Annotated in this window: 16 protein-coding genes; 4 read left to right on the top strand and 12 right to left on the bottom strand. The window is 40.3% G+C overall.

From position 1 onward, the window contains the following. Window positions 1-2: 2 nt before the first annotated feature. Both D1B33_RS10210 and D1B33_RS10205 read right to left on the bottom strand, forming a co-directional pair. Complete coding sequence (locus D1B33_RS10210) at window positions 3-1,370, bottom strand: MFS transporter (protein WP_233549451.1); 1,368 nt, start codon at window positions 1,368-1,370, stop codon at window positions 3-5. Between the two features lie 393 nt (window positions 1,371-1,763). Next, entirely contained in the window at window positions 1,764-3,041 is a 1,278-nt protein-coding gene (locus tag D1B33_RS10205) for an MFS transporter (RefSeq protein WP_233549450.1), read from the bottom strand. Window positions 3,042-3,499: 458 nt separating this feature from the next. Here D1B33_RS10205 and D1B33_RS10195 point away from each other — a divergent pair, with 458 nt between their 5' ends. Then, window positions 3,500-5,491: a catalase gene (locus tag D1B33_RS10195; RefSeq protein ID WP_118876277.1), complete on the top strand. Its 1,992-nt coding sequence runs from the start codon at window positions 3,500-3,502 to the stop codon at window positions 5,489-5,491. A gap of 119 nt (window positions 5,492-5,610) precedes the next feature. After that, window positions 5,611-6,522, top strand: coding sequence for an SDR family oxidoreductase (locus D1B33_RS10190; protein ID WP_118876276.1), 912 nt, complete (start codon window positions 5,611-5,613; stop codon window positions 6,520-6,522). A gap of 700 nt (window positions 6,523-7,222) precedes the next feature. On the opposite strand, the gene D1B33_RS10185 is transcribed toward D1B33_RS10190, so the two are convergent. The 3 genes from D1B33_RS10185 to D1B33_RS10175 form a co-directional block, all read right to left on the bottom strand. After that, window positions 7,223-7,492 carry a hypothetical protein gene (locus D1B33_RS10185; RefSeq protein ID WP_118876275.1) on the bottom strand — a complete coding sequence of 90 codons (270 nt, stop codon included), beginning with the start codon at window positions 7,490-7,492 and terminating at the stop codon, window positions 7,223-7,225. Window positions 7,493-7,528: 36 nt separating this feature from the next. Continuing rightward, window positions 7,529-7,846, bottom strand: a complete 318-nt coding sequence (locus D1B33_RS10180) for a hypothetical protein (RefSeq protein ID WP_118876274.1) — start codon at window positions 7,844-7,846, stop codon at window positions 7,529-7,531. A gap of 169 nt (window positions 7,847-8,015) precedes the next feature. Next, window positions 8,016-8,303 (bottom strand): hypothetical protein, encoded by a 288-nt coding sequence (locus D1B33_RS10175; protein WP_118876273.1) that lies wholly within the window; start codon window positions 8,301-8,303, stop codon window positions 8,016-8,018. 179 nt (window positions 8,304-8,482) lie between these two features. Here D1B33_RS10175 and D1B33_RS10170 point away from each other — a divergent pair, with 179 nt between their 5' ends. Next, window positions 8,483-9,949, top strand: coding sequence for a phospholipase D family protein (locus tag D1B33_RS10170; protein ID WP_118876272.1), 1,467 nt, complete (start codon window positions 8,483-8,485; stop codon window positions 9,947-9,949). Between the two features lie 66 nt (window positions 9,950-10,015). Here the strand turns inward: D1B33_RS10170 and glsA are convergent, their stop codons facing one another. The 4 genes from glsA to D1B33_RS10150 all read right to left on the bottom strand — a co-directional run bounded on the left by glsA (window position 10,016) and on the right by D1B33_RS10150 (window position 15,160). Continuing rightward, the gene (gene glsA / locus D1B33_RS10165) at window positions 10,016-10,945 is read right to left on the bottom strand and encodes a glutaminase A (protein WP_118876271.1); all 930 of its coding nucleotides are present in this window, start codon (window positions 10,943-10,945) and stop codon (window positions 10,016-10,018) included. Between the two features lie 68 nt (window positions 10,946-11,013). Next, window positions 11,014-12,420: an amidohydrolase gene (locus tag D1B33_RS10160; RefSeq protein WP_118876270.1), complete on the bottom strand. Its 1,407-nt coding sequence runs from the start codon at window positions 12,418-12,420 to the stop codon at window positions 11,014-11,016. After that, the gene (locus D1B33_RS10155; protein ID WP_118876269.1) at window positions 12,417-13,634 is read right to left on the bottom strand and encodes an MFS transporter; all 1,218 of its coding nucleotides are present in this window, start codon (window positions 13,632-13,634) and stop codon (window positions 12,417-12,419) included. Before D1B33_RS10155 ends, D1B33_RS10160 begins: the two co-directional genes overlap by 4 nt. 206 nt (window positions 13,635-13,840) lie before the next feature. Further along, the gene (locus D1B33_RS10150) at window positions 13,841-15,160 is read right to left on the bottom strand and encodes a hypothetical protein (protein ID WP_118876268.1); all 1,320 of its coding nucleotides are present in this window, start codon (window positions 15,158-15,160) and stop codon (window positions 13,841-13,843) included. 155 nt (window positions 15,161-15,315) lie between these two features. Here D1B33_RS10150 and D1B33_RS10145 point away from each other — a divergent pair, with 155 nt between their 5' ends. Then, window positions 15,316-16,644: a glycoside hydrolase family 18 protein gene (locus D1B33_RS10145; RefSeq protein ID WP_118876267.1), complete on the top strand. Its 1,329-nt coding sequence runs from the start codon at window positions 15,316-15,318 to the stop codon at window positions 16,642-16,644. 55 nt (window positions 16,645-16,699) lie between these two features. Here the strand turns inward: D1B33_RS10145 and D1B33_RS10140 are convergent, their stop codons facing one another. The 3 genes from D1B33_RS10140 to D1B33_RS10130 form a co-directional block, all read right to left on the bottom strand. Beyond that, window positions 16,700-17,992, bottom strand: coding sequence for a CitMHS family transporter (locus D1B33_RS10140; RefSeq protein ID WP_118876266.1), 1,293 nt, complete (start codon window positions 17,990-17,992; stop codon window positions 16,700-16,702). Window positions 17,993-18,211: 219 nt separating this feature from the next. Then, window positions 18,212-18,892: a response regulator gene (locus D1B33_RS10135; RefSeq protein ID WP_118876383.1), complete on the bottom strand. Its 681-nt coding sequence runs from the start codon at window positions 18,890-18,892 to the stop codon at window positions 18,212-18,214. Window positions 18,893-18,910: 18 nt separating this feature from the next. Next, the gene (locus tag D1B33_RS10130; RefSeq protein ID WP_118876265.1) at window positions 18,911-20,488 is read right to left on the bottom strand and encodes an ATP-binding protein; all 1,578 of its coding nucleotides are present in this window, start codon (window positions 20,486-20,488) and stop codon (window positions 18,911-18,913) included. Window positions 20,489-21,575: the final 1,087 nt, after the last annotated feature.

The following is a 21,575-nucleotide window of genomic DNA, read 5'->3' as shown; positions in this document are numbered from 1 at the left end:
TCCTAATGATCTACAATTTCAGATATATTGTTTTCTTTATATTTTTGTTTCGAATTACTGCTTGCATTATAAATGTATGATCGCTTTTCTGGAACCAGAGATAATGCAATTGCTGCTATTAGACCTGGAATCGCAAAAGCCAGGAAATTCAGCTCCATGGATAACCCTGCACCAAGCAAGAATCCGCCCAATATTGGTCCCATCATTCCGCCAAACCGTCCAATGCCCGACGCCATTCCAAGGGCTGTAGATCGGATAAACGGCGGATAATACTGGGAAACATAGGCTTGTACGATATTTTGCGCACCAATTGTAGCCGCGCCTGCAATCGCTACTAAAATATAAATATAAAATGTACTTCCACCGAATCCTAACAATGTTAACGCAATTGCCCCTGAAGCATACATCGGGACAAGCATTTTCTTGGAACCGAATTTATCGCATAGGCGCGCAATAATCAATGTACCTACAATGGCCCCGCCTTGCAGTGTTACCAAGAAACTTAAACTTGAAGTTAAACCATAGCCCGCTTCGATCATTAACTTTGGCAACCAAGTATTCAATCCGTAAACCATTAACAAACAACTAAAGAATGCAACCCAGAACATGACCGTGCTCAAGCCGCGTTTTTCTTTAAATAAATCAATAACAGGTACCTTCGATTCTCCTGTCGGTAGATGCATGATTTCATCGTTTTCGCTATACGTAAAGTTCGGGTCAACTTTCTTTAAAATTTTAAATAACTCTTCTTTTCTATTTTTCTTTGCTAAGTAAACAGCAGATTCAGGCAGCTGCTTATAAATAACAGGAAGTAAAAGCAATGGAATGGCTGCAACATAAAAAATAGCTTCCCAGCCAAAGTCAGGCATCAACACTATTCCCAAAATCGGCGCCAACATGCCCCCTACCGAATATCCGCATAATACAATGGAAACAACCATACTCCGTATTTTCTTTGGCGAATAGTCTGTCAGCAAAGCAATGACATTTGGCATGATTCCTCCAAGTCCTATTCCTGCCAAAAATCGAAAAATCGAAAATGTCGTTGGGTCATTGGCAAACCCACACAAAAAAGTAAATAAACTAAAAAGCACAAGTGCAATGGCTGTTACATTTTTGCGTCCCAAGCGATCGGCTAAAATCCCAAGAACGATAGCTCCAAACGTCATTCCAAAAAGACCATAACTTCCAATTAAACCTGCTTGAACAGAATCAATGCCCCAATCATTCATTAATCCAGAAACAACCGTCCCGTATACGACTAAATCATAGCCATCAAATAAAATTATTAAAAAACACCAGGCAATCAACATAAAATGAAAGCGGTTAAATTTACTATTGCTTATAACTTCTGCTACATTTATTTTCAATAAAATTCCTCCTAAATACAAAATATACGTTTAAAAAAAGAAATTTGCTCTTTTTAGTAGTATAAAAGTTAATGTAAAGGTTTTCAAGAATAATTTCAAAAATTAAGAATAATAGTATTATTATCATAATTAATAATAGTTTCAACTTATTATTTAGTCCTTTTAAGAATTTTTCTCTTATATTTAGAACGTAAAATAGTCATAGTTTTCTTTCATATTTATTTTGACCTATTCATCTATTTTTCTAAAATAGGGTTTTATCACATCCAAATTATGTAAATATTATATTTCGTTGTGTACATCAATAAAAAAAGTTATCCCATACCTAAACGGAATAACTCTTCTACCGCATATTAATTTAAAGCTCTCTCTATTTAAGACAATCGTAAAAAATTAGATTTGTACAGTTGCTTTTGCTTCTTCTGTCTCTTCCTCCAAAGAAGTTTCCAATGCAGCAGTTCCCACTTTTGAAGGTGCCGTTTCTTTAAACAGGAACGTGAAGATCAGCGCAACCACCGCTGCACCTGCTGCAACGAGCAACGGTGTTTGGATGCCAAATGCATCCGCCAAAGCACCGTTTACCATGGGATTCAAGAAACCGCCAAACAACTCTCCAATCCCGATCGTTAAACCAATGGCAAGACCCGAATATTGCAATGGCACAGACTCGACCGGTATAACCGACATCGACATCCCGATGACCCCTGAACCCGCTGATCCGATAAATAAAAGCAGCATCATTAACGGAATCGAATCGACAAAAACTATTGAAAGCGGTACAAGAATTAATAGCAGCCCCGACACCACTGAAGCCGATTTACGTCCTGTGCGTTCTGAAATCGCCGGAATTAAAAAGCCGAAAATCGCATATCCAACACCAAATGATGCCATCACAAAACTCATCGTTGTATCCGATAACCCTTTAGCCTGCACCAAGTATGTTGGACCAAAAATCTGGAATGCCATCAGCGTTGTCATCACTAAGCTGAAAACAACAATGGATAACCAAATATTGCGGTGTTTCAATATATCTTTTACTTTTATTTTTTCAATTGATTTTGTTAAATGCATATTATGGAATTTTGCTGGATCTGGATTTTTCACTGACTTTAAAATAATGAAACTTAAAAGCAGCCCTGGAATGATCGTTAAATAAAATGCCGTATGCCAGTCAAATGCGCTTGCCAACGCAACAATCACTATAGGAGCCAAGATGCTGCCAAACAGTGCGTTGCTTGTATTCATCGTGAAGCCCAAGTTGAAACCTTTACGGCGCTCGGAAGATTCCATCGCCAAAATCGATTGTGTTTGTGGAATTAGCGGACCTTCTACAATCCCCATTAACAGGCGCAAAACAAATAACATCCCAAAAGATTGCGCCAATCCATGCATTAATGAAATGACGGAAAATAAAAGAACCAAGATTGCCAACATCTTTTTCTTGCTTTTTACCTTATCCGAAATAAATCCCCCTAAAGGACCCGACACGGACCAAGTTAATGCAAGAGCTGCTCCCAACAGTCCAAGTTGTGTATAGTTTAATCCTAAATCTGCAGAAATCATTGGGAATAAATAGTTGATCGCTAAACGATCAAAAAATACAAATCCGACAGTAAAGAAGAAAATCAAGACTAATTTATTTTCATAAGACCAAAATTTCCATTTTCCCATAATAGAACGTCCTTCCTATGTGTTATTTTCTCAAAAAAATTTTGAATTTTCCGAAATATATTTGCAGATGAATTCTCCTTGCTATTTCTCTTTCTTCCCATTCTCTCCTTGCTGCTTGGCCATTGCTTATGTTTAACCCCTTCCCCTGTCTCCATCACCACCTTTAAGACTGATTATTTGGCTGGCAATAATTTTTACTTGTTTATATTATTATACCAAAGACAGGTTCAATATAGAATTAAATTTTATGTATATTCAAATATTTAATTGCTAAGACTTTTAATTTCTCGCATAAACTCTTTTTCGCTAAATCCCAAAAGATCCTCCACTTCTCTGTTTACAGGAAAGCAGAAGATTATAACACTACTTAAAATAAGACTTAAGTAGTAGTTTCCCGCAACCATTAGTAAGGAATAGAAGAATTGGTGAATGATTTTTTGGAAAGAGGAGGAATTTTCATGACGAATAAAAAACTGCAGCAGCTTGAACAGTATAAAGCAGACGATCGCAATAAAGCTTTGACAACCAATCAAGGCCTGAAAGTTTCCGAAGATGAACACTCATTAAAGGTTGGTTCTCGTGGTCCAACCATCATGGAGGACTTTCACTTCCGTGAAAAGATGACTCATTTTGACCATGAACGAATTCCGGAACGCGTTGTTCATGCTCGCGGAACAGCCGCCCATGGGATTTTTGAATGTTATGAAGACGCGAGTGACATAACAAAAGCAAAATTCCTCTCGGAAAAAGGGAAACAAACACCGGTATTTGTTCGCTTCTCCACTGTAGCGGGGTCTAGAGGTTCTTCGGATACTGTTCGTGACGTACGTGGATTTGCCACAAAGTTTTATACTGAGGAAGGCAATTATGATTTAGTAGGGAATAATATTCCTGTTTTCTTCATGCAAGATGCCATTAAATTCCCGGACTTTATCCATGCAGTAAAACCTGAACCCCACAATGAAATCCCACAAGCACAGAGCGCCCATGACACATTCTGGGATTATATTGCGAATAACCAGGAATCAGCTCACATGATTATGTGGCATCTATCTGACCGTGCGATTCCGCGCAGTTATCGAATGATGGAAGGGTTTGGCGTCAATACTTTCCGTTTTGTCAATGCAGCGGGCAAAGCCCACTTTGTTAAGTTCCACTGGAAGCCAAAACTGGGTGTACATTCATTCGTTTGGGATGAAGCACAAAAAGTGGCCGGTAAAGATCCGGACTTCCATCGCCGTGACTTATATGAAAATATCGAGCAAGGAAATTTCCCGGAATTTGAGTTAGGAGTTCAACTGATTCCACAAGAAGACGAGTTCAAGTTTGATTTCGATATTTTGGACCCAACGAAAATTTGGCCTGAAGAAGAAGTGCCGGTTCGTATTCTAGGGAAAATGACATTGAATCGCAATGTCGATAATTTCTTTGCAGAAACGGAACAAGTCGCTTTCCATGTAGGACATGTTGTGCCTGGCATCGATTTTTCAAATGACCCTTTATTGCAAGGGCGCTTATTCTCATACACTGATACACAATTGATTCGCTTGGGTGGTCCGAACTTCCACGAGCTGCCGATCAACCGTCCAGTTTGCCCTTTCCATAATAATCAGCGTGATGGATATGGCCGCCAAACAATCAATGTCGGACCAGTAAGCTATCACAAAAACTCAATCCATCAAAATACTCCTGCCCCTGTACCGGCGAGTGAGGGCGGATACGAACACTACCAAGAAAAAGTGGATGGCATGAAGGTGCGTGAACGAAGCAAGTCCTTTGAAGATCATTTCTCTCAAGCTCGTATGTTCTGGTTGAGTTTGACGGATATTGAAAAAGAACATCTGATTAAAGCAGCCAGCTTCGAAGTGGGGAAAGTAATGCGTCTTGAAGTTCGTCAGCAAGTCGTGGAAATGTTCTCGCATATTGATGGGAACCTGGCTACACAATTGGCGATGAATGTGGGAGTACAACCACCAACAAATAAACAGCATGTAGAAACCGACAAAGTTTCTCCAGCAGTTAGTATGTATATCAACCCTGTGCTATCTACAGAAACCAAAAAAGTAGCGATTGTTGTGAATGAGACCACGGAAGATCTGGCAAAGATAATAGAGCCGTTAAAAGCCGAAAAAATTACGGTTGAATTAGTAAGCGACCGCCAACAAACAATCCAGGGGTTAGTAGTTGACCATACCATGGATACGACTCACCCAGTGCTTTATGATGGATTGATTGTAGCAGCAAAATTCGATGATCAAAAGATGAAAAATAAACTAAATGAGTTTATCACAGAAACTTTCAATCACTATAAACCGATTTCTCTATTGGTTGCCCCTACAACTAATCCAACTGTAAAGGTTGGGGACGAAGGGGTTGTCCAAACAATCGAATCATTTATCGAAGCACTGCGCATCGGTCGTCACTGGAATCGCCCAACAGCTATCGGCTAAGTCAACCGAACCTATTTAAATAGGCTATGGGAGCATGTTTTCTCTTTTGAATTACATGCTCTTCTTCTTTATTGGTTTAGTAGCATCTGCGTACAACAATTAGGAGGATTGAAGCAACCATGACAAATGAACAAGAATATCCAAAAAATCCAAATTACAAAAAAATTACGCAAGAACAAGAGGTAACGCTTACAGTTCCTGAGCAAACGCAACCGCAGCAACCGGGAATTGAGGGGTTAATGGAGCCAAAGCCGATTATTGAAAATCCTCAATATGTAGGCAGCGGCAAGCTAAAACATAAAGTCGCTCTTATAACAGGCGGAGACAGCGGGATTGGCGCAGCGACAGCCATTGCATTTGCCAAAGAAGGCGCAAATGTAGCCATCTCCTACTACGGTGAGCAGGAAGAAGAAGATGCCAATCGGACAAAAACAAGAATCGAAGAACTGGGCCAAAAATGCTTACTGTTGCCAGGTGATTTAAGAGACAAACAACAATGCAGCGACATTGTTACAAAGACGGTTGAAACATTTGGCCAACTGGATATTTTGGTAAACCATGTGGGTGTTCAATATGAACAAACAGACTTTACCAAAATACCGGATGAACAATTTGATGAAACATTCAAAGTCAATGTTTACTCTCATTTCTATACAACACGCGAAGCGTTGAAACACATGAAATCCGGCAGTGCCATCGTCAATACGGCGTCTGTCGTCGCATTTGACGGAAATGACAAATTGATGGATTATTCCATGACAAAAGCCGCAACCGTGGGAATGACACGCTCGCTGGCAAAAAGTTTGGTAAGCAAAGGAATTCGCGTGAATGCGGTCGCACCAGGAAGAGTATGGACACCATTGATTCCTGCCAGCTTTTCACCGGAGCAAGTAGCGCAAGCAGGAAATCCAATGGATCGCCAAGGTCAGCCATTCGAGCTGGCACCGGCTTATGTCTATTTAGCATCGAATGACTCCGCCTTTGTGACGGGGCAAATCATCCATGTCAACGGTGGACAAATCTTTGCATAAATTATATGGAAACCGAGCAGCTTCACTTGGAGGTTGCTCGGTTATTGATATTTTAGATAAACGTTCTTATCCCAATTGGTATTTCATCACTATATGACGTTTGAGTATGTTATTTACTTTATAAGGGCATATAGAACCCCTCTAGGCAACCTTTAAACATAACTTTTACTATATAAGGGAATTTACAGCTCCTCTATGTAACCTTTGAATATCACTTTCACTGTAAAAGGGAATTTACAGCTATTCTATGTAACCTTCGAACATAACTTTCACTGCAAAAGGGAATTTACAGCTCCTCTATGTGACCTTCGAACATCACTTTCACTGCAAAAGGGAATTTACAGCTCCTCTATGTGACCTTTGAATATAACTTTCACTGCAAAAGGGAATTTACGGCTGTTCTATGTGACCTTTGAACATAACTTTCACTGCAAAAGGGAATTTACAGCTCCTCTATATTACCTTTAAACATGGATTTTCCTACAAAAGGACATTTACACACTCTTTACTTGTGCCTACCCTAGCACACTCTTCCTATCAAACTTTCACACTTTCTATTGTCCCAAAAGCTTCACCCCATGTTTCAAAATCCACCAAAAAAGCAGGGTTCACAAAAGAAACCCTGCTTCTTCGAACTAATATATGTTTTTTAAGGGAGGAAAAAACTTTTATTAGCTAAAACATTAAAATTCTATTGGAATTAAATAGCGCCCGAAACTTTCGTGTACGCTTCATGGAAACGATCGTAATTTTCAAGGCTTTCGTAAGCTGCTTTGCGCGCTTTCTCTCGAAGGGCATTGTCCGTGAATTTATCGTCTGTCGAGTTATTGTCTGTCGCATGGCCGATATGTTCATAGCCGCCTTTCAACGATAAAACGCAAACGAATGTTTTTTCACCGACTTTCACCACTTCTTCATGATCTACATATTTTTCTCTTAATTGTTCTTCATAGGTTGATAAATTAGCCATAATTACATTACCCTCCTATTAAAACGGTTTGTTTGTCTATTGCTGTTCTGTTTCAGTTTCTGGAGTAGTTTCAGTGCTGTCATCCGGAGTCTCTACAGAATCTTCCGCTTCATCTTCAGTACTTCCTTCTGAGTCAGTACTTGGCGCCAATTCCGTATTCGTTTCTGTATTTGTTTCTGTATTGCTCTCGCCTTCACCATCTTCTTCAATGATGTTCACGTCATCTTCTCCATCAGTTGTTGCCGGCTCTTCTTCTTGCACATCTACATTCACGTCTTCTTCATCTTCTGCACATCCTGCCAACATTAAAAGAAGTGCCGATACAGGAACTACCGATTTCATCAATTTTTTCATCGTGATTCCTCCTACAGTTTTTTCATGCATCCTGCATACTTGTTCACTACCCTCAAGTTCATCAGGTTCAAACATGTTTTAGTCAATTTCTAGGCTAATTAGATAAAAAACGTCAAAACCTCCGACGAAAAGAGGGTCTGACGTTTCCAAGTTCTTGATGAATAGGGAATCATTCTTTCAGATGTTCTTTTTCCTTTTTTGACTTATCGCTCATTTTTTGCAAGAACATGCCTAATAATGTAATGAAGATTAAATAAGGAGGAATGAGCATTCCATAGCCAGTGCCGTATTCCGTCACATCCGACGTACTGTGCAGAACCATTCCCCATAATGCATATAAAATATACCCTGCAATGACTGTAGCGAGCCAAGTCCATTTTTTTGCCATGATTTGGAGCAGCAGCGGCCCCCCAATAAAAATAAACACAATGAAAATCTGCGAAAAGGAAATCGACATAAGTACCCTACTTTTCATTTATTTTGGTATGCATATTATATAACCTCGCTAAGCCTTGTTCTACATTTTTTGTAAAAAATACCATCTATCTATTCTTAATCAATCAACCTAGCGCTGTTTAACTTTCCGCCATGACGGGAAAAAATTTAGAAAGAAGCAATCCCATCGGAGGTTTTTCAATGAAAAAAGTCCAAAAGAAAATAGATAGCTGGAGTAGAAGAAAGAAAATTATAGTAGCCTCTTTACTGCTGCTCTTTACACTTTATATAGCAGTGATTTTATGGCACACATATAAACCTCTGCCAAAAGGTATTTCTTATGAAGGGGAGCTTCATGAAACAGATCATATTGAGTTGATCACTGATTTAACATTCGCACAGGACAAAAAAGGGACAGGCCGTCAACATGAAAATCATATATTTAAGGAAGTTTATGGATTGATTGAGGAAGCGGAAGAATTTGTTGTGGTAGACTTCTTTTTAATGGATGGATATTACGATGAAAAGGAAGATTTCCCGCCAATTGCGGATACCATGTCTTCCAAACTTGCAAATAAAAAGAGAGAAAATCCGGATATGCCGGTTATTTTCATTACGGACCCATTAAACAAAGGCTATGGTTCCTATGAAACGAAATGGTTTAAAAAAATGCGTGAAGCAGGTGTAGAAATTGTTTATACGGATCTAAAAAAGCTGCGTGATTCAACACCGGCTTATTCGGGAATTTACCGCATATTTCTCCAATGGTTTGACCATGAAGGGGAAGGATGGATTAGCAATGCGATGTCCAGTAAAGCACCAAAAATGAACCTTTCCTCTTATCTCGAACTATTAAACGTCAAAGCCAATCATCGAAAAGCTGCCGTATCGGAAAAGGAAGCCATTATCACCTCATCAAACCCACACGACGGAAGCGGCTTCCATGGTAACCTGGCATTAAAAGTCCAAGGATCTGTCATCAATGATATTTTGGAATCCGAGGAAGCAGTATCCATCATGTCGGGCGGTCCAAAATTACCGAGAGCAACGCAGCCCAAGGAAAGCGGCGGTCAGTATAAAGTACAGTATTTAACTGAAAGAAAAATTTTGGACGCTTTACTCAGTGACATAGCCGCTACGAAAAAAGGAGATAAAATTTGGCTGGGGATGTTTTTCATTGCAGAGCGCAAGATTGTGGACGCCTTGACAGATGCAGCTAATCGAGGCGTAGAGATAAAGATGATTTTAGATCCGAATGAAAACTCTTTTGGCAGGGAAAAAACGGGCCTTCCGAACAGGCCTGTTGTCAATGAACTGCTGGAAGATGCGGATCAGAATTATCTAGCTATCCGCTGGTACAATACCGTTGTCGGCCAGTATCACACCAAGGCAATCTGGATTCAAACCGAAGAACAAACGATTATTTCCAGCGGCTCCGCCAATTATACAGAGCGAACATTGTATAATTACAATTTGGAAAATAACCTGCGCATCATGGCTCCAAATAAAAGTGATTTAGTCGTGAGCATGGAAAATTATTTTGAGCGTCTTTGGGAAAATGAGGACGCTATGTATACACTCGATGCAGAAGAATTCCAGGATACTCTTTCCTGGTGGCAACGCTGGATTTATACCCTCCAACAAACCTTGAAAGTAACAACCTATTAGGAAAACTAAAAAGCATAAAATTCCACAGCAGAAATTTTATGCTTTCGTTTTCCCATACTGGCTTTCCTAGAACACACTTAAATCATATTGTTCAGATAAACTTTCCAAAAAATGCATTCCTGCTACACTATTTCCTACCTCGTCAATAGCCGCGCTGAATACAGCAATACCCATGCGCCCTTTGAGATGTTCGACTTGCCCGGTCTGGATGGTTCCCAAAATTCCTCCGGATACACCGCTTTTCATAGGAAAACCAACTGTTGCAGCATATTTTCCCGAAGCATTATAGAGACCGCACGTCATCATGAGCGCCTTTGTAAACTGGGCTGTTTTTTGGGAGATTAGGCGTTTATCCTGACTTGTGTCCAACCCATCATAGGCTAAAAACAGCCCAAACTTCGCCAAATCTTCTGTTGAAACTTCAATTGAGCACAGCTGGAGATATGTTTCAACTGCTTCTTCCACCGTTCCCTCCAGGTAATTATTCGCTTTTAAATAATTGGCAATGGCGCGGTTGCGATAAGCCGTTTCAAGTTCGGACTGATACACTTCCTGATTTACTGCATGTGCGTGCCCTGTTACCTCCGCTAGAAAATCTGTAACCGACTGGACACGCGCATCAACGCTTTTTCCCGGCAGAAGTGATGCAACCGTGATGGCTCCGGCATTGATCATGGGGTTAAATGGCTTCCCTTTCTCGGCGACTTCCAACCGAACAATCGAATTAAAAGGATCCCCTGTTGGCTCTACATCCACTTTATCGAGGACATTATCAAGACCCAAAGATTCCGCAGCCACAATAAAGTTCATGACCTTCGAGATGCTTTGCAGCGTAAATTTAAAATCAATATCTCCAAATTTTAAGACTTCTCCGTTTTCATCAATCAGATATGCAGCAAATAAATCCTTAGGCTGATTGGCCAACGCCGGAATATAGGACGCCAATTGCCCTTTCTGCGATTCTGCTTTCGCTTTTTCAATAATAGATTCAATCATCTCATCACCTCGCTGTTAAAGTCTTAAAAAGGAGATGCCCAATAAAACGGAACATCTCCTCTTTGATGCTAATTCTCCGGGATTAGCGATTTATATTGTTCACCATTTAAACGCGTTTTTAGTTCCTGCTTTGCCTGGTCGATCACTTCGGGATTTTCCATACAGTGTATGGCCGTTCTCGACATAATTTCTGCTGCATAAAGCATCCCTTTATGGCCGATCGACGTTTTCCCCACTGAAACAACCTGCCATGTATGAAGTGGAGTGCCCCATACCAAGCTTGTTGCGAAGCATTGTACGGTTGGCGTTACCCAGCTCACATCGCCCACATCCGTTGAGCCATATAACATGGCTTCAGGAGCAAGGGGCATTATAAGGTTCGATAATCGGTGATCACCTAAGGCTTTTTTCTGATCCGGCGACAGGGCCATATCTGCACCCGATTTCACTTCCGGATCCAACGTTTCATAGATTTTTGCTGCAAATGCTAGCTCCTGCTCATCAAAATGAAGAGGTGCTGCTTTTTCGAATTGCATCTGCATGACTTCTGCAAGTGTTTGATTAGGTATCAAATCAGATGCCGTTCCTTCGAATGCTTCCTTAACTGTGGTCTCGGTCATCAATGCTGCACCTTGCGCAATCTTTTGTATGCGCTTATGGATCTCCATGACCTGCTGTTTCTTTGGTGCACGGATCAAATACATTACTTCCGCATACGGCTGCACAACATTCGGCGATGTACCGCCTGTATGCAGCACAGCATAATGCACGCGTGCCTCTTGAATTATATGTTCACGTAAATAATTCACGCCCACATTCATTAGTTCCACCGCGTCAAGCGCACTACGGCCAAGATGCGGCGCCGCTGAAGCATGTGCACTTTTCCCTGTAAATTTGAAGACAGCGGAATAATTTGCAAGCGTTCTCATATTCATGGTGCTATTCATATAGTTCGGGTGCCATGAAATGGCCAGATCGACATCATCAAAAACGCCATGTGTTGTCATATGGGCTTTTCCCGAACCATTTTCCTCAGCCGGGCAGCCATAAAAGCGAATGGTAAACGGTGCGTTTGTTTTTTCTACATAAGCTTTTGCCGCTACTGCCGCAGCAAAAGCACCTACACCTAATAGATTATGCCCGCATCCGTGTCCGTTGCCGCCTTCTTCTACCGGGCAAAACTCGGTCTGGCCGCCTTCCTGGCTTAAGAATGGCAGTGCATCATATTCGCCCAAAAAGGCTATAACTGTTGGGCCATTGCCAAAGCTGCCCATAATCGCCGTTTCTAGATTGGCTACATTCTTTTGAACTTGGAAACCCTCTGCCGACAGTGCTTCTTCCATTAGCGATACGGCATATTTTTCCTTGAAATGCAATTCGGGATGTTCCCAGATTTTATCACTCAATGAAGTAAACATCTCTTTTTTTGCATTAATTACTTCCGAGACATTGAATTCTTTGTTTGATAAAGTCATGCTGTACCTCCCACATTTTGTTTTCTTTGTGTAATCGATAAAATACTGATTACGCAAATAATCGAGATGATGACAAGCATCCAAACCGCTGCATTATAAGATCCATCAAATGCATCTACCATCATACCAATCAAAGTTGGCGTGACAAATCCTGCCAGCTGTCCGCCGGTATTTGCCATTCCCATTGCCGTTCCCGCATATTCAGCCGGAATTTTCTTTAAGATGAATGAAGGAAGCAGCAAAATCACGAATGTCATTAAGAACATGACGATACATTGGTACGTGATAAACAAACCGATGCTAGTCGCATTGAACATAAGCAATAAGAATACCGCCAGTAATAACGCAAAAACAGCACCAATCACTTTGGATACTTTTAAATCCAATTTATCAATGAAGTACCCACTCAAAAACATGGCAATCAGCATAATGACGCCAGGTATTACTTGCCATCCGCCGATGGACAATAAATCAAGATTGCGCACATTCGATAAATACGTCGGAATCCACGAATTCAATCCCCAGTTTACAGCGTAGATCGTGAAGTAAGAAACTACAAGACTCCACATAAATGGCATCTTCACTAATTTCCCTACAATTTCCTTTACTCTAGGAGCTTCATCCGTCTCCTGAGCCACTTTATCACTTGGTACAACTTTCCAATATAAAACAACAATGATGACACCAATGATGGCAGCGATTACAAAGATTGCACGCCAACCAATTGTTACGAGCAGTACTGCAGAAATAATCGGTACCAACATCGACATAATCGAACTAGAGGAAAGCATGATGGACATTACCTTGCTTCGCTCGTTTTCCGGATAATACGTGGTAATGATTTTGGATGCAGCAGGTTGAAATCCACCTTCTCCAATACCGAATAAAAATCGGATAACAAGCATAATCCCCAATGTCCATGCAACCGCTGTCAATCCAGTGAAGATTGACCATATGATTACTGCAAACAATAAGATTCGCTTAGCACCGAAGCGGTCTGCCAAAATTCCACCTGGCATTTGCATTAAAGCGTATCCAAGGAAAAATGAACTCAATACCATGCCTGTCTCGGTATTTGTCAATGATAAATCATCGCCGATATACACAATCGCATAGTTCATTAAATAGCGGTCGAGATTACCGACTGCCCACCCTAAAAACAATAAAACAACCAACATATTTCTCATCTTTTTTTCCAAAACTACTTCTGTCATAAAAAGCCCCCTTTTAACGAATATTTCGTTAATTATTCACAAATTATATTTCTATTTTAATTGAAATACAAGATGTTAAGCAATAAAATAATTTGGAAATAGTTTTATCCCCACTTAAATTGCCCAATTTCCGGCGTTTTAATAATTAAAAAAGCTTGCTGTACAAAATGAATTTCACTTTGTACAACAAGCTAAAGAGGGCTTTACTAGTCATATATTTCCTTGCTGAGCTCATATAATTTTGCCGATCGTCCCCGTGTACTTCGATTTTCGGTTCCGCAATACGAAACAAGGCCAACAGATAATAACTCCGAGAGAATGCGTTGGGCATTGCGATCTGACATATCCATTTCCTTTGCCAACGTTTTGGCGCTAAAACTGTTCAACTTTAATTCGGTTAATTTTGCCTCTATTTTACTGAACATCTTGGGACTTATGGAGGTATCCTGCAATTTTTCAATCACTTCCATATTTTCAATTCTGCTCGCGTAGGTGAGTTTTGATGAATTTTGAAGATATTCAGTGATGGTACCATCTTCCCCCATAATGACAATGCCTTTAATCTCTTTCTCCACTGCCTGCTGCAAGGCACTATCTGCAAAGCTCTCTGCATAGTAAACCGTCGTGGCATGTCCAATCCCGGCGAGTGTCGGCTGCCCTGCTTCCACTTCCAAAATAGAAATCATTTCATAGATGGAATCTATATTGCGTTCGACAATCCCACGGGAACTAAACAGTATAAATCGCCCATTTCCTTCGTCGATAAAATAACCATCTATTTTTTCGCAAATTTGCAGGACAATTTTCGTTAAATTTAACTTCCTGAAGTGAAGCCCATAGCCATGCGCATACTCCTTCTTAATTTTGTCAAAGTTTTTCACTTGTACAATCAGCGCGGTTGTTTGCGTTTCTTTATAATAAAAGGTCTGAATTTTTTCCCTGAATAGCTGCAATGTATAATAGATATCCTGTTCCATAGGCCCGATCCAATAGACGGGGATGTTTTTGTCCTTTAACTTTTGCTGAACGGCTGGATAGGCGGTCATCACGATGTCGATTTCATTATTCTTCCAAAGAGCCAAATGATGTTCTGCAATTTCGTCGATGGTTGTCTGTGAATTGAAACGCTTAATAAAAAGATGATCCAATAGACCTTTTAGTTCTTCAATTCTTGTTTGATAGTCTTGTTCCAAAATATCCAATGTATCGACGCTGACGTTTTTGGCGAGCCTGCCAATCTCATGGCTTAGTTCCAAGATGCCGCGATAGAAGGAATTAATCGATATATTTATGAACTGCATCCGTTCTTTCGAATAATGTTTTGACTGCTGGGCAATTGTATAGGGAATGTTACCCGAGAACAACCAAAAGTCCACTTCATTATGATGGTTATCCAGGATTTCGACCGTTTCGCTGGCAGTATGATAAGAATATCCAATAAACGTCAAGTCATTCTGGATTTTCTCGGCATAGTAGATAATTCTTTCAACCGAACGTTCCGGACCGACAATTCCGACTTTATACATCTCTTCACCTTCTTTTAATCATTCACCCCATTTTCTCACAATCTGTTAAACAATTCACTTTTTTCACAATTAGGAATTGAAAAGAGTACAAAAGCTTTGAGGTATTTATAACAGTATTCCGCTTATACTATCCAAAAGGACTGTGAGATGATCATATGCGAACGAAATTATCCATCCTGTTGTTATTTTGTTTAGTAGTTCTCGCTATTCCATTCACGGCCAATGCACAAGTCATTCACAAGGTGAACGCCGGTGATAGCTTAACAAAAATCTCAAAGCAATATGGAATATCGATTGATGACATTGCCAAATTAAATGGATTAACTGTGAATTCCCATCTTGTTTTGGGACAGGCATTGTTGATTCCGACCGACAATTATGTGGTGCAGCCAATGGATTCGATTTGGAAAATCGCCAGACATCATGCCATCAGTGAAGAAACATTGATGAACAAGAATAACATAACCAGCTCCCAAATTATTCCCGGGCAAAAATTAGTCATCCCAAGGCTGCCGAAAGCACCTCTTTGGATTGGCTCTTACTTAATTCCGAAAGATAAAGAAAAAAATAATTGGATGTTGGATAATTATAAAAATACACTGTCCGGCGTTTTCGTATTTGAATATCGTCCAGATGCAAATGGAAATATTATTTTGGTTGAGGAAAATGAAGCACATCTACTGGCGTGGAGAAAACAACTGGTTCCTTATGCGACGTTAACCAACATTACCGAAAAAGGGTTCGACCCTGATTTGACGCACGAAATACTAAATAACGCCTCCATTCGGAAAAAACTGATTTCCAACATTTACGCTCTTTTGGATAGCCATGATTATAAAGGGATTGTCGTTGATTTTGAAAGCATCAAAAATGAAGATCGAGATAGCCTGAATCTGTTTGCAAAAGAACTGGCGGCAAAGCTTCATCCGGTCGGCATGGAACTGATGATGGCCGTTCCTCCAAAAGAAGGCGACAGAATTCCGGATTATTCCGCTGCCTACGATTATGAAACACTCGGCAAATACGTGGACCGGCTATTTTTAATGACTTATAACTGGCACTGGCCGGGTGGTCCATCCGGTCCGATTGCCCCCATCAACAAAATTAGAGACACATTGGATTATGCGGTTTCGGTTGTTCCCCGTTCAAAATTGATGCTTGGCATTCCCCAGTATGCCTATGATTGGACAATCAATGGGGAGGATAAAGATGCAAAATCTTATTCCATACAACATGCAATTAAGCTCTATACAAAAACAGAAAGCGAAATTCATTTTGATGAAAAAGCGGCGACACCTTGGTTTCGTTATGTAGATGAACAAGGTGACCCCCATGAAGTATGGTTTGAAGATTCACGAAGCCTTCTTGCAAAAATGCGGCTTATTCATGAATACGAATTAGCCGGAATGGGCTGTTGGCATTTGGGAATCACCATGCCACAAACAGAGGAATTGATCTTGGCGGAGTTCAATATTTTAAAATAAAATGCAAAAAAGGAAGAGCAGCAATAAAAATGTGCTCTTCCTTTTGAATTGAATCTTAAAAAGGGATAATTCCTAATAGGACACATACGATAATCATGACAATCGTTGAACCGAATGCCCATGGCAGAACAAGACGCTGCAATTTCCCGAAGTCTTCCCCTACCATCCCTACCAACAAGAAAGTGGATGGAACAAGCGGACTTAATAAGTGGACCGGCTGCCCCAAAAGTGCCGCACGCCCGAGTACTGCAGGATCAATCCCGTATACTGCTCCTGCCTTGGCAAGCAGCGGAAGTACTCCATAGTAAAAGGCGTCATTGGACATAAAGAACGTAAAAGGTGCACTTAGGATAGCTGTTATAATGGCAAACCGGGCACCCAATGCATCCGGGATATAATCAATAACGGAGTTTGCCATTGCATCCACCATTCCAGTGCCCGATAAAATTCCCGTGAAAATTCCTGCTGCAAAGACCATGGATACAACAGATAACGCATTATCCGCATAATTGGCCACACGTTCTTTCTGGTCTCTCATTTTTGGATAATTCACAGTAATCGCGATGGCAAAACCAAGCATGAACAATGCAACCGGCGGCATTAACTCAGAGATTAATGCTACTAAAAGGATAATTGTTAAAGCATAGTTGAAAATTATCAATTTAGGACGCTTAAGATGGTCGTCTTCCACTGTCGCTGCCGTTTGAAGCATTGCTGAGTAGTCAATTTGCGCTACACCAATTCTCTTTCTTTCTTGTCTTCCTAACCAGAAAGCCATAAACAGAACAAAAATGGCTCCTCCAACCATAGCAGGTATAACTGGTGTGAACACTTCGGACATTTCAAGATTCAAAGATGTCATTACCCTAGCAGTTGGTCCTCCCCAAGGCAGCAGGTTCATTACCCCTGAAGCCGAAATGGCGATACCTGCCAAGATAATCGGTTTCATGCCAATTCTCTTGTAAAGCGGAAGCATGGCCGAAATGGTAATCATGTAAGTTGTCGTACCATCACCATCTAAAGAAATTAGAAGAGCTAAAATTGCCGTACCAATGGCAATTTTTACAGGATCGCCTTTTACCACCTTAAGAATCGTATTAATAATGGGATCAAAAACTCCCGCATCAATCAAAACACCAAAAAACAGAATGGCGAATAAAATCATGATTCCTGTTGGAGCAACGCCTTTAATCCCTTCCAACATCATGGGGCCCATTTCTGCGCCGAACCCACCGATAACAGCGAATATGATCGGAATTGCAATCAACGCAACCATTGCCGAAAGCCGCCCTGTCATAATCAAAATCATGAACACTATTATCATTAGAAATCCTAATAAAGCTAACATATTATACATCCTCCCTTGTTTAAATTCTGTAGAGCGATTTACCTCATCTTCCTTTCTGAAAATTATAAATTATCATTCTACTCCTGTAAGCGATTGCAAAATATTGTGTTTTAAAACCATTGTGAATGTTTTGTTCATTGTGTTCACGAGGAAGGGATGTAGATAAAATTTCGTGTAACGAAAAAAGTGGACACTCTCCATTGAAGTGTCCACTTTGATTCAAATTTTATGGTATCTGCGCTCCGGTCTGCCGACAACACCGTAAACCACTTCCGCCTTGCATTCTTTGACGGTAATCAGATATTCCAGATATCGTCTCGCAGTGGTTCTTGAAGCCCCGATTCTCTCACTGACTTGTTCCGCCGATAAGCTGGTTTCACATGATTTTAAAACACTTTTTACTTTAACCAGGGTAATCTCGTCAATTCCCTTCGGCAAAGAAGAGTCTTTCGAATTACTCGATGAAGAATCGATTTTTCGAAAAAGTCGGTTGACTAAATCCTGATCCACTTCTTGTTTGGATTCAAGAAGCTGCGATTTCGTTAGATACTCTTCGATAATTTGGTGAAAGAGTTCCATTTTTACCGGCTTGATCAAAAAATGCTCGATTCCGTATTGTAGTGCTTTGACCAGAATTTCTTTATCGGTAGCCGCTGTAATCATTATAATATCCACAGCTGGAAATTCTTTGCGAATAATTGGAAGCAAATCAGTCCCTAGTTGATCCGGCATATATACATCAAGCAAAAGCAAATCGGGATTCGTTTGCTTTAACAGGTCAAGTGTCTCTTTTCCGTTTAAAGCTTTTCCGACCACTTCAATTTCCTTATAATTGACTAAAAACTTTTCATGAATCGTGGCTACACGAAAGTCATCTTCCGCAATGACGGCTTTAATAATTTTCACGGTTCTTTCCCCCTACACTTTCTTAGGAAGATACACCGTAAATACAGTGTTTTCTTTCCCATTATGAACTTCTATAATTCCACCCAGTTCTTTTACTGCTTTGTTTGCATTAGAAAGCCCATATCCTCTTGTATTTTCACCATCTTTAGATGTAAAGCCCCGTTGGAATAGGACAGGCAGGTCTTCATCAGAAATGCCGGTACCATTATCACTGATTTCAAAGATGATATCTTCTCCTAAATCCGTCGCAAAAAAGTTTACGATGGGGTCATTGCTGCCGTAAACTGCCTCGAATGCATTGTCAATGATATTCCCAAGTATCAGCGTTAACTGGGAAAGATTGATATGCTCCGGAAGCTTCTCGATGTAGCTTTCGGAATCGATTTCAAATAATATCTTCTTCTCCGAAGCCTTCCCCAACTTTCCTAGCAAAATCACCTGGACTTTCGTATCTTTGATCTGCTGGAATACAATTTGATTCTGGAACTGCAGTTCAGATGTTTCACCTTGAATCATGATGATTGCTTCCTCATATTCTCCCAGCTGCAATAATCCCGACAGTGCATATAATTTGTTGGTAAATTCATGAGTCTGTGCCCGCAGCTCTTCAGAATAAGTTTTCATTTCCGATAAGGCATTGATCATCTGTTCAATTTCCGTCTTTTCCCGGAACAAGGCAACGACCCCTCTAACACTTTTTTCGTCGAAAATCGGTGTGTAGCTGACAATAATCGTTTTTTCTTTCCATGTTATTTCTTTATCGAACTTGGGCTCTCCGGTTTTTAACACTTCATATAAATGATGGGATGGAAATAAATCATCTACCTTCGAATGGCGAACAGCCCCTCTGATGCCCAGCAAACTTTTTGCCCGCTGGTTCATCGACGTAATCATCCCTTGCTGATCGACCGACAAAATTCCTTCTTGTACAGAATGAAGGACGGCATTTTTTTCTTTATATAAATTGGCGATTTCATAAGGCTCCAACCCTAAGGTATCTTTCCGTATACTTTTCGAAAGCAGATTACTTCCGACTATGGAAGCAATGAGCACCAATAGCGAAATAACCACTTCTTTCGAAAGCACTTTCGCTACCTGGTTCTCAATGTCTTCCACCAGGAACCCGACTGAAACCACACCGATAATGTCGCCATCTTCATTAAATATGGGAGACTTTCCTCTCATAGATAACCCAAGGGATCCGCGAGCCTGAGAGACATAATATTCCCCTTTTTCAAGGGCTCTTTGGCTATCCCCGCCCATCATTTTCTTTCCAATTTCGGTTTCGTTCGGGTGGGAATAGCGGATGCCATCCTTATTTCCGACCACGATAAATTCTGCCCCTGTTTTTTGTCGTATTTGTTCCACAACCGGTTGGATTGTTCCGGAAGGGTTGTCCGTTTCAAAGGCCTCAATAATCGTCGGCATGAGCGAAACGGTTTTCGATAATTCCAAAGCCAAGCGCCCTCGATCTTCCACGATTTGCTTCCCGTTCATATAAGTAAAGTAAATTGTTAATAGAAGAATGATGAAAAAACTTAGGGATAAAGTGAGTCCCACAATCTTTGTATGTAGTGATCGTTTTGCCATTAAACAGCAACCTCTTTATTGTTCGTTTACCTTTATTGTAAAGATAGGGCCAAATTCTATCAAATTAATTTTAAAGAAAATTCATCCTATTCATTTATGGTGCAGGATTTGGGTCATCCATGACTTTGGGCATAAACGGGCGTTTAGAACGTTTCTATTATCCCGTTTGACATGGCTTTGAGCATAAACGGGCGTTTAGAATGTTTCTATAACCACATTTGACTCACCCTCATGCTAGAACACTCAATTAGAACGCTTCTATAACCACATTTGACTCACCCTCATGCTAAAACACTCAATTAGAACGCTTCTATAACCACATTTGACTCACCCTCATGCTAAAACACTCAATTAGAACGCTTCTATAACCACATTTGACTCACCCTCATGCTAAAACACTCAATTAGAACGCTTCTATAACCACATTTGACTCACCCTCATGCTAAAACACTCAATTAGAACGCTTCTATAACCACATTTGACTCACCCTCATGCTAAAACACTCAATTAGAACGCTTCTATAACCACATTTGACTCACCCTCATGCTAAAACACTCAATTAGAACGCTTCTATAACCACATTTGACTCACCCTCATGCTAAAACACTCAATTAGAACGCTTCTATAACCACATTTGACTCACCCTCATGCTAAAACACTCAATTAGAACGCTTCTATAACCACATTTGACTCACCCTCATGCTAAAACACTCAATTAGAACGCTTCTATAACCACATTTGACTCACCCTCATGCTAAAACACTCAATTAGAACGCTTCTATAACCACATTTGACTCACCCTCATGCTAAAACACTCGATTAGAACATTTGTAAAACTACAGTTGACTGGAACTCAGTGAGAAACAGTAGATTAGAAACTTCCTATAACTCGCTAAATTCAACAACGATCGCATACAAATATCACCCAATTCAATCACATATCAAAAACCCGAACAGTTCAGCTTCGCTCTATCTCACCAAGAAATAATTCCCATAAATTAACACAACAATTATTTAACTTTTCAAATTATTTATATATACTAAACTTGTAAACAGTGTTTTATTTAGCTAATAGCTAACATGTTTA

Origin of the sequence: Ureibacillus yapensis (assembly GCF_003515775.1) — a bacterium.
Classification (GTDB): domain Bacteria; phylum Bacillota; class Bacilli; order Bacillales_A; family Planococcaceae; genus Ureibacillus; species Ureibacillus yapensis.
The sequence above is the reverse complement of the archived record's forward strand: the minus strand, read 5'-3'. Positions and strand labels throughout refer to the sequence as shown.

Excerpts from the sequence above, each read along its gene's own strand:
- D1B33_RS10190 (WP_118876276.1), top strand. The coding sequence starts at position 5,611 with ATGACAAATGAACAAGAATATCCAAAAAATCCAAATTACAAAAAAATT.
- D1B33_RS10175 (WP_118876273.1), bottom strand. The coding sequence starts at position 8,303 with ATGTCGATTTCCTTTTCGCAGATTTTCATTGTGTTTATTTTTATTGGG.
- D1B33_RS10130 (WP_118876265.1), bottom strand. The coding sequence starts at position 20,488 with ATGGCAAAACGATCACTACATACAAAGATTGTGGGACTCACTTTATCC.
- D1B33_RS10170 (WP_118876272.1), top strand. The coding sequence starts at position 8,483 with ATGAAAAAAGTCCAAAAGAAAATAGATAGCTGGAGTAGAAGAAAGAAA.
- D1B33_RS10205 (WP_233549450.1), bottom strand. The coding sequence starts at position 3,041 with ATGGGAAAATGGAAATTTTGGTCTTATGAAAATAAATTAGTCTTGATT.
- D1B33_RS10140 (WP_118876266.1), bottom strand. The coding sequence starts at position 17,992 with ATGTTAGCTTTATTAGGATTTCTAATGATAATAGTGTTCATGATTTTG.
- D1B33_RS10160 (WP_118876270.1), bottom strand. The coding sequence starts at position 12,420 with ATGACTTTATCAAACAAAGAATTCAATGTCTCGGAAGTAATTAATGCA.
- D1B33_RS10155 (WP_118876269.1), bottom strand. The coding sequence starts at position 13,634 with ATGACAGAAGTAGTTTTGGAAAAAAAGATGAGAAATATGTTGGTTGTT.
- glsA (WP_118876271.1), bottom strand. The coding sequence starts at position 10,945 with ATGATTGAATCTATTATTGAAAAAGCGAAAGCAGAATCGCAGAAAGGG.
- D1B33_RS10180 (WP_118876274.1), bottom strand. The coding sequence starts at position 7,846 with ATGAAAAAATTGATGAAATCGGTAGTTCCTGTATCGGCACTTCTTTTA.
- D1B33_RS10185 (WP_118876275.1), bottom strand. The coding sequence starts at position 7,492 with ATGGCTAATTTATCAACCTATGAAGAACAATTAAGAGAAAAATATGTA.
- D1B33_RS10195 (WP_118876277.1), top strand. The coding sequence starts at position 3,500 with ATGACGAATAAAAAACTGCAGCAGCTTGAACAGTATAAAGCAGACGAT.
- D1B33_RS10145 (WP_118876267.1), top strand. The coding sequence starts at position 15,316 with ATGCGAACGAAATTATCCATCCTGTTGTTATTTTGTTTAGTAGTTCTC.
- D1B33_RS10150 (WP_118876268.1), bottom strand. The coding sequence starts at position 15,160 with ATGTATAAAGTCGGAATTGTCGGTCCGGAACGTTCGGTTGAAAGAATT.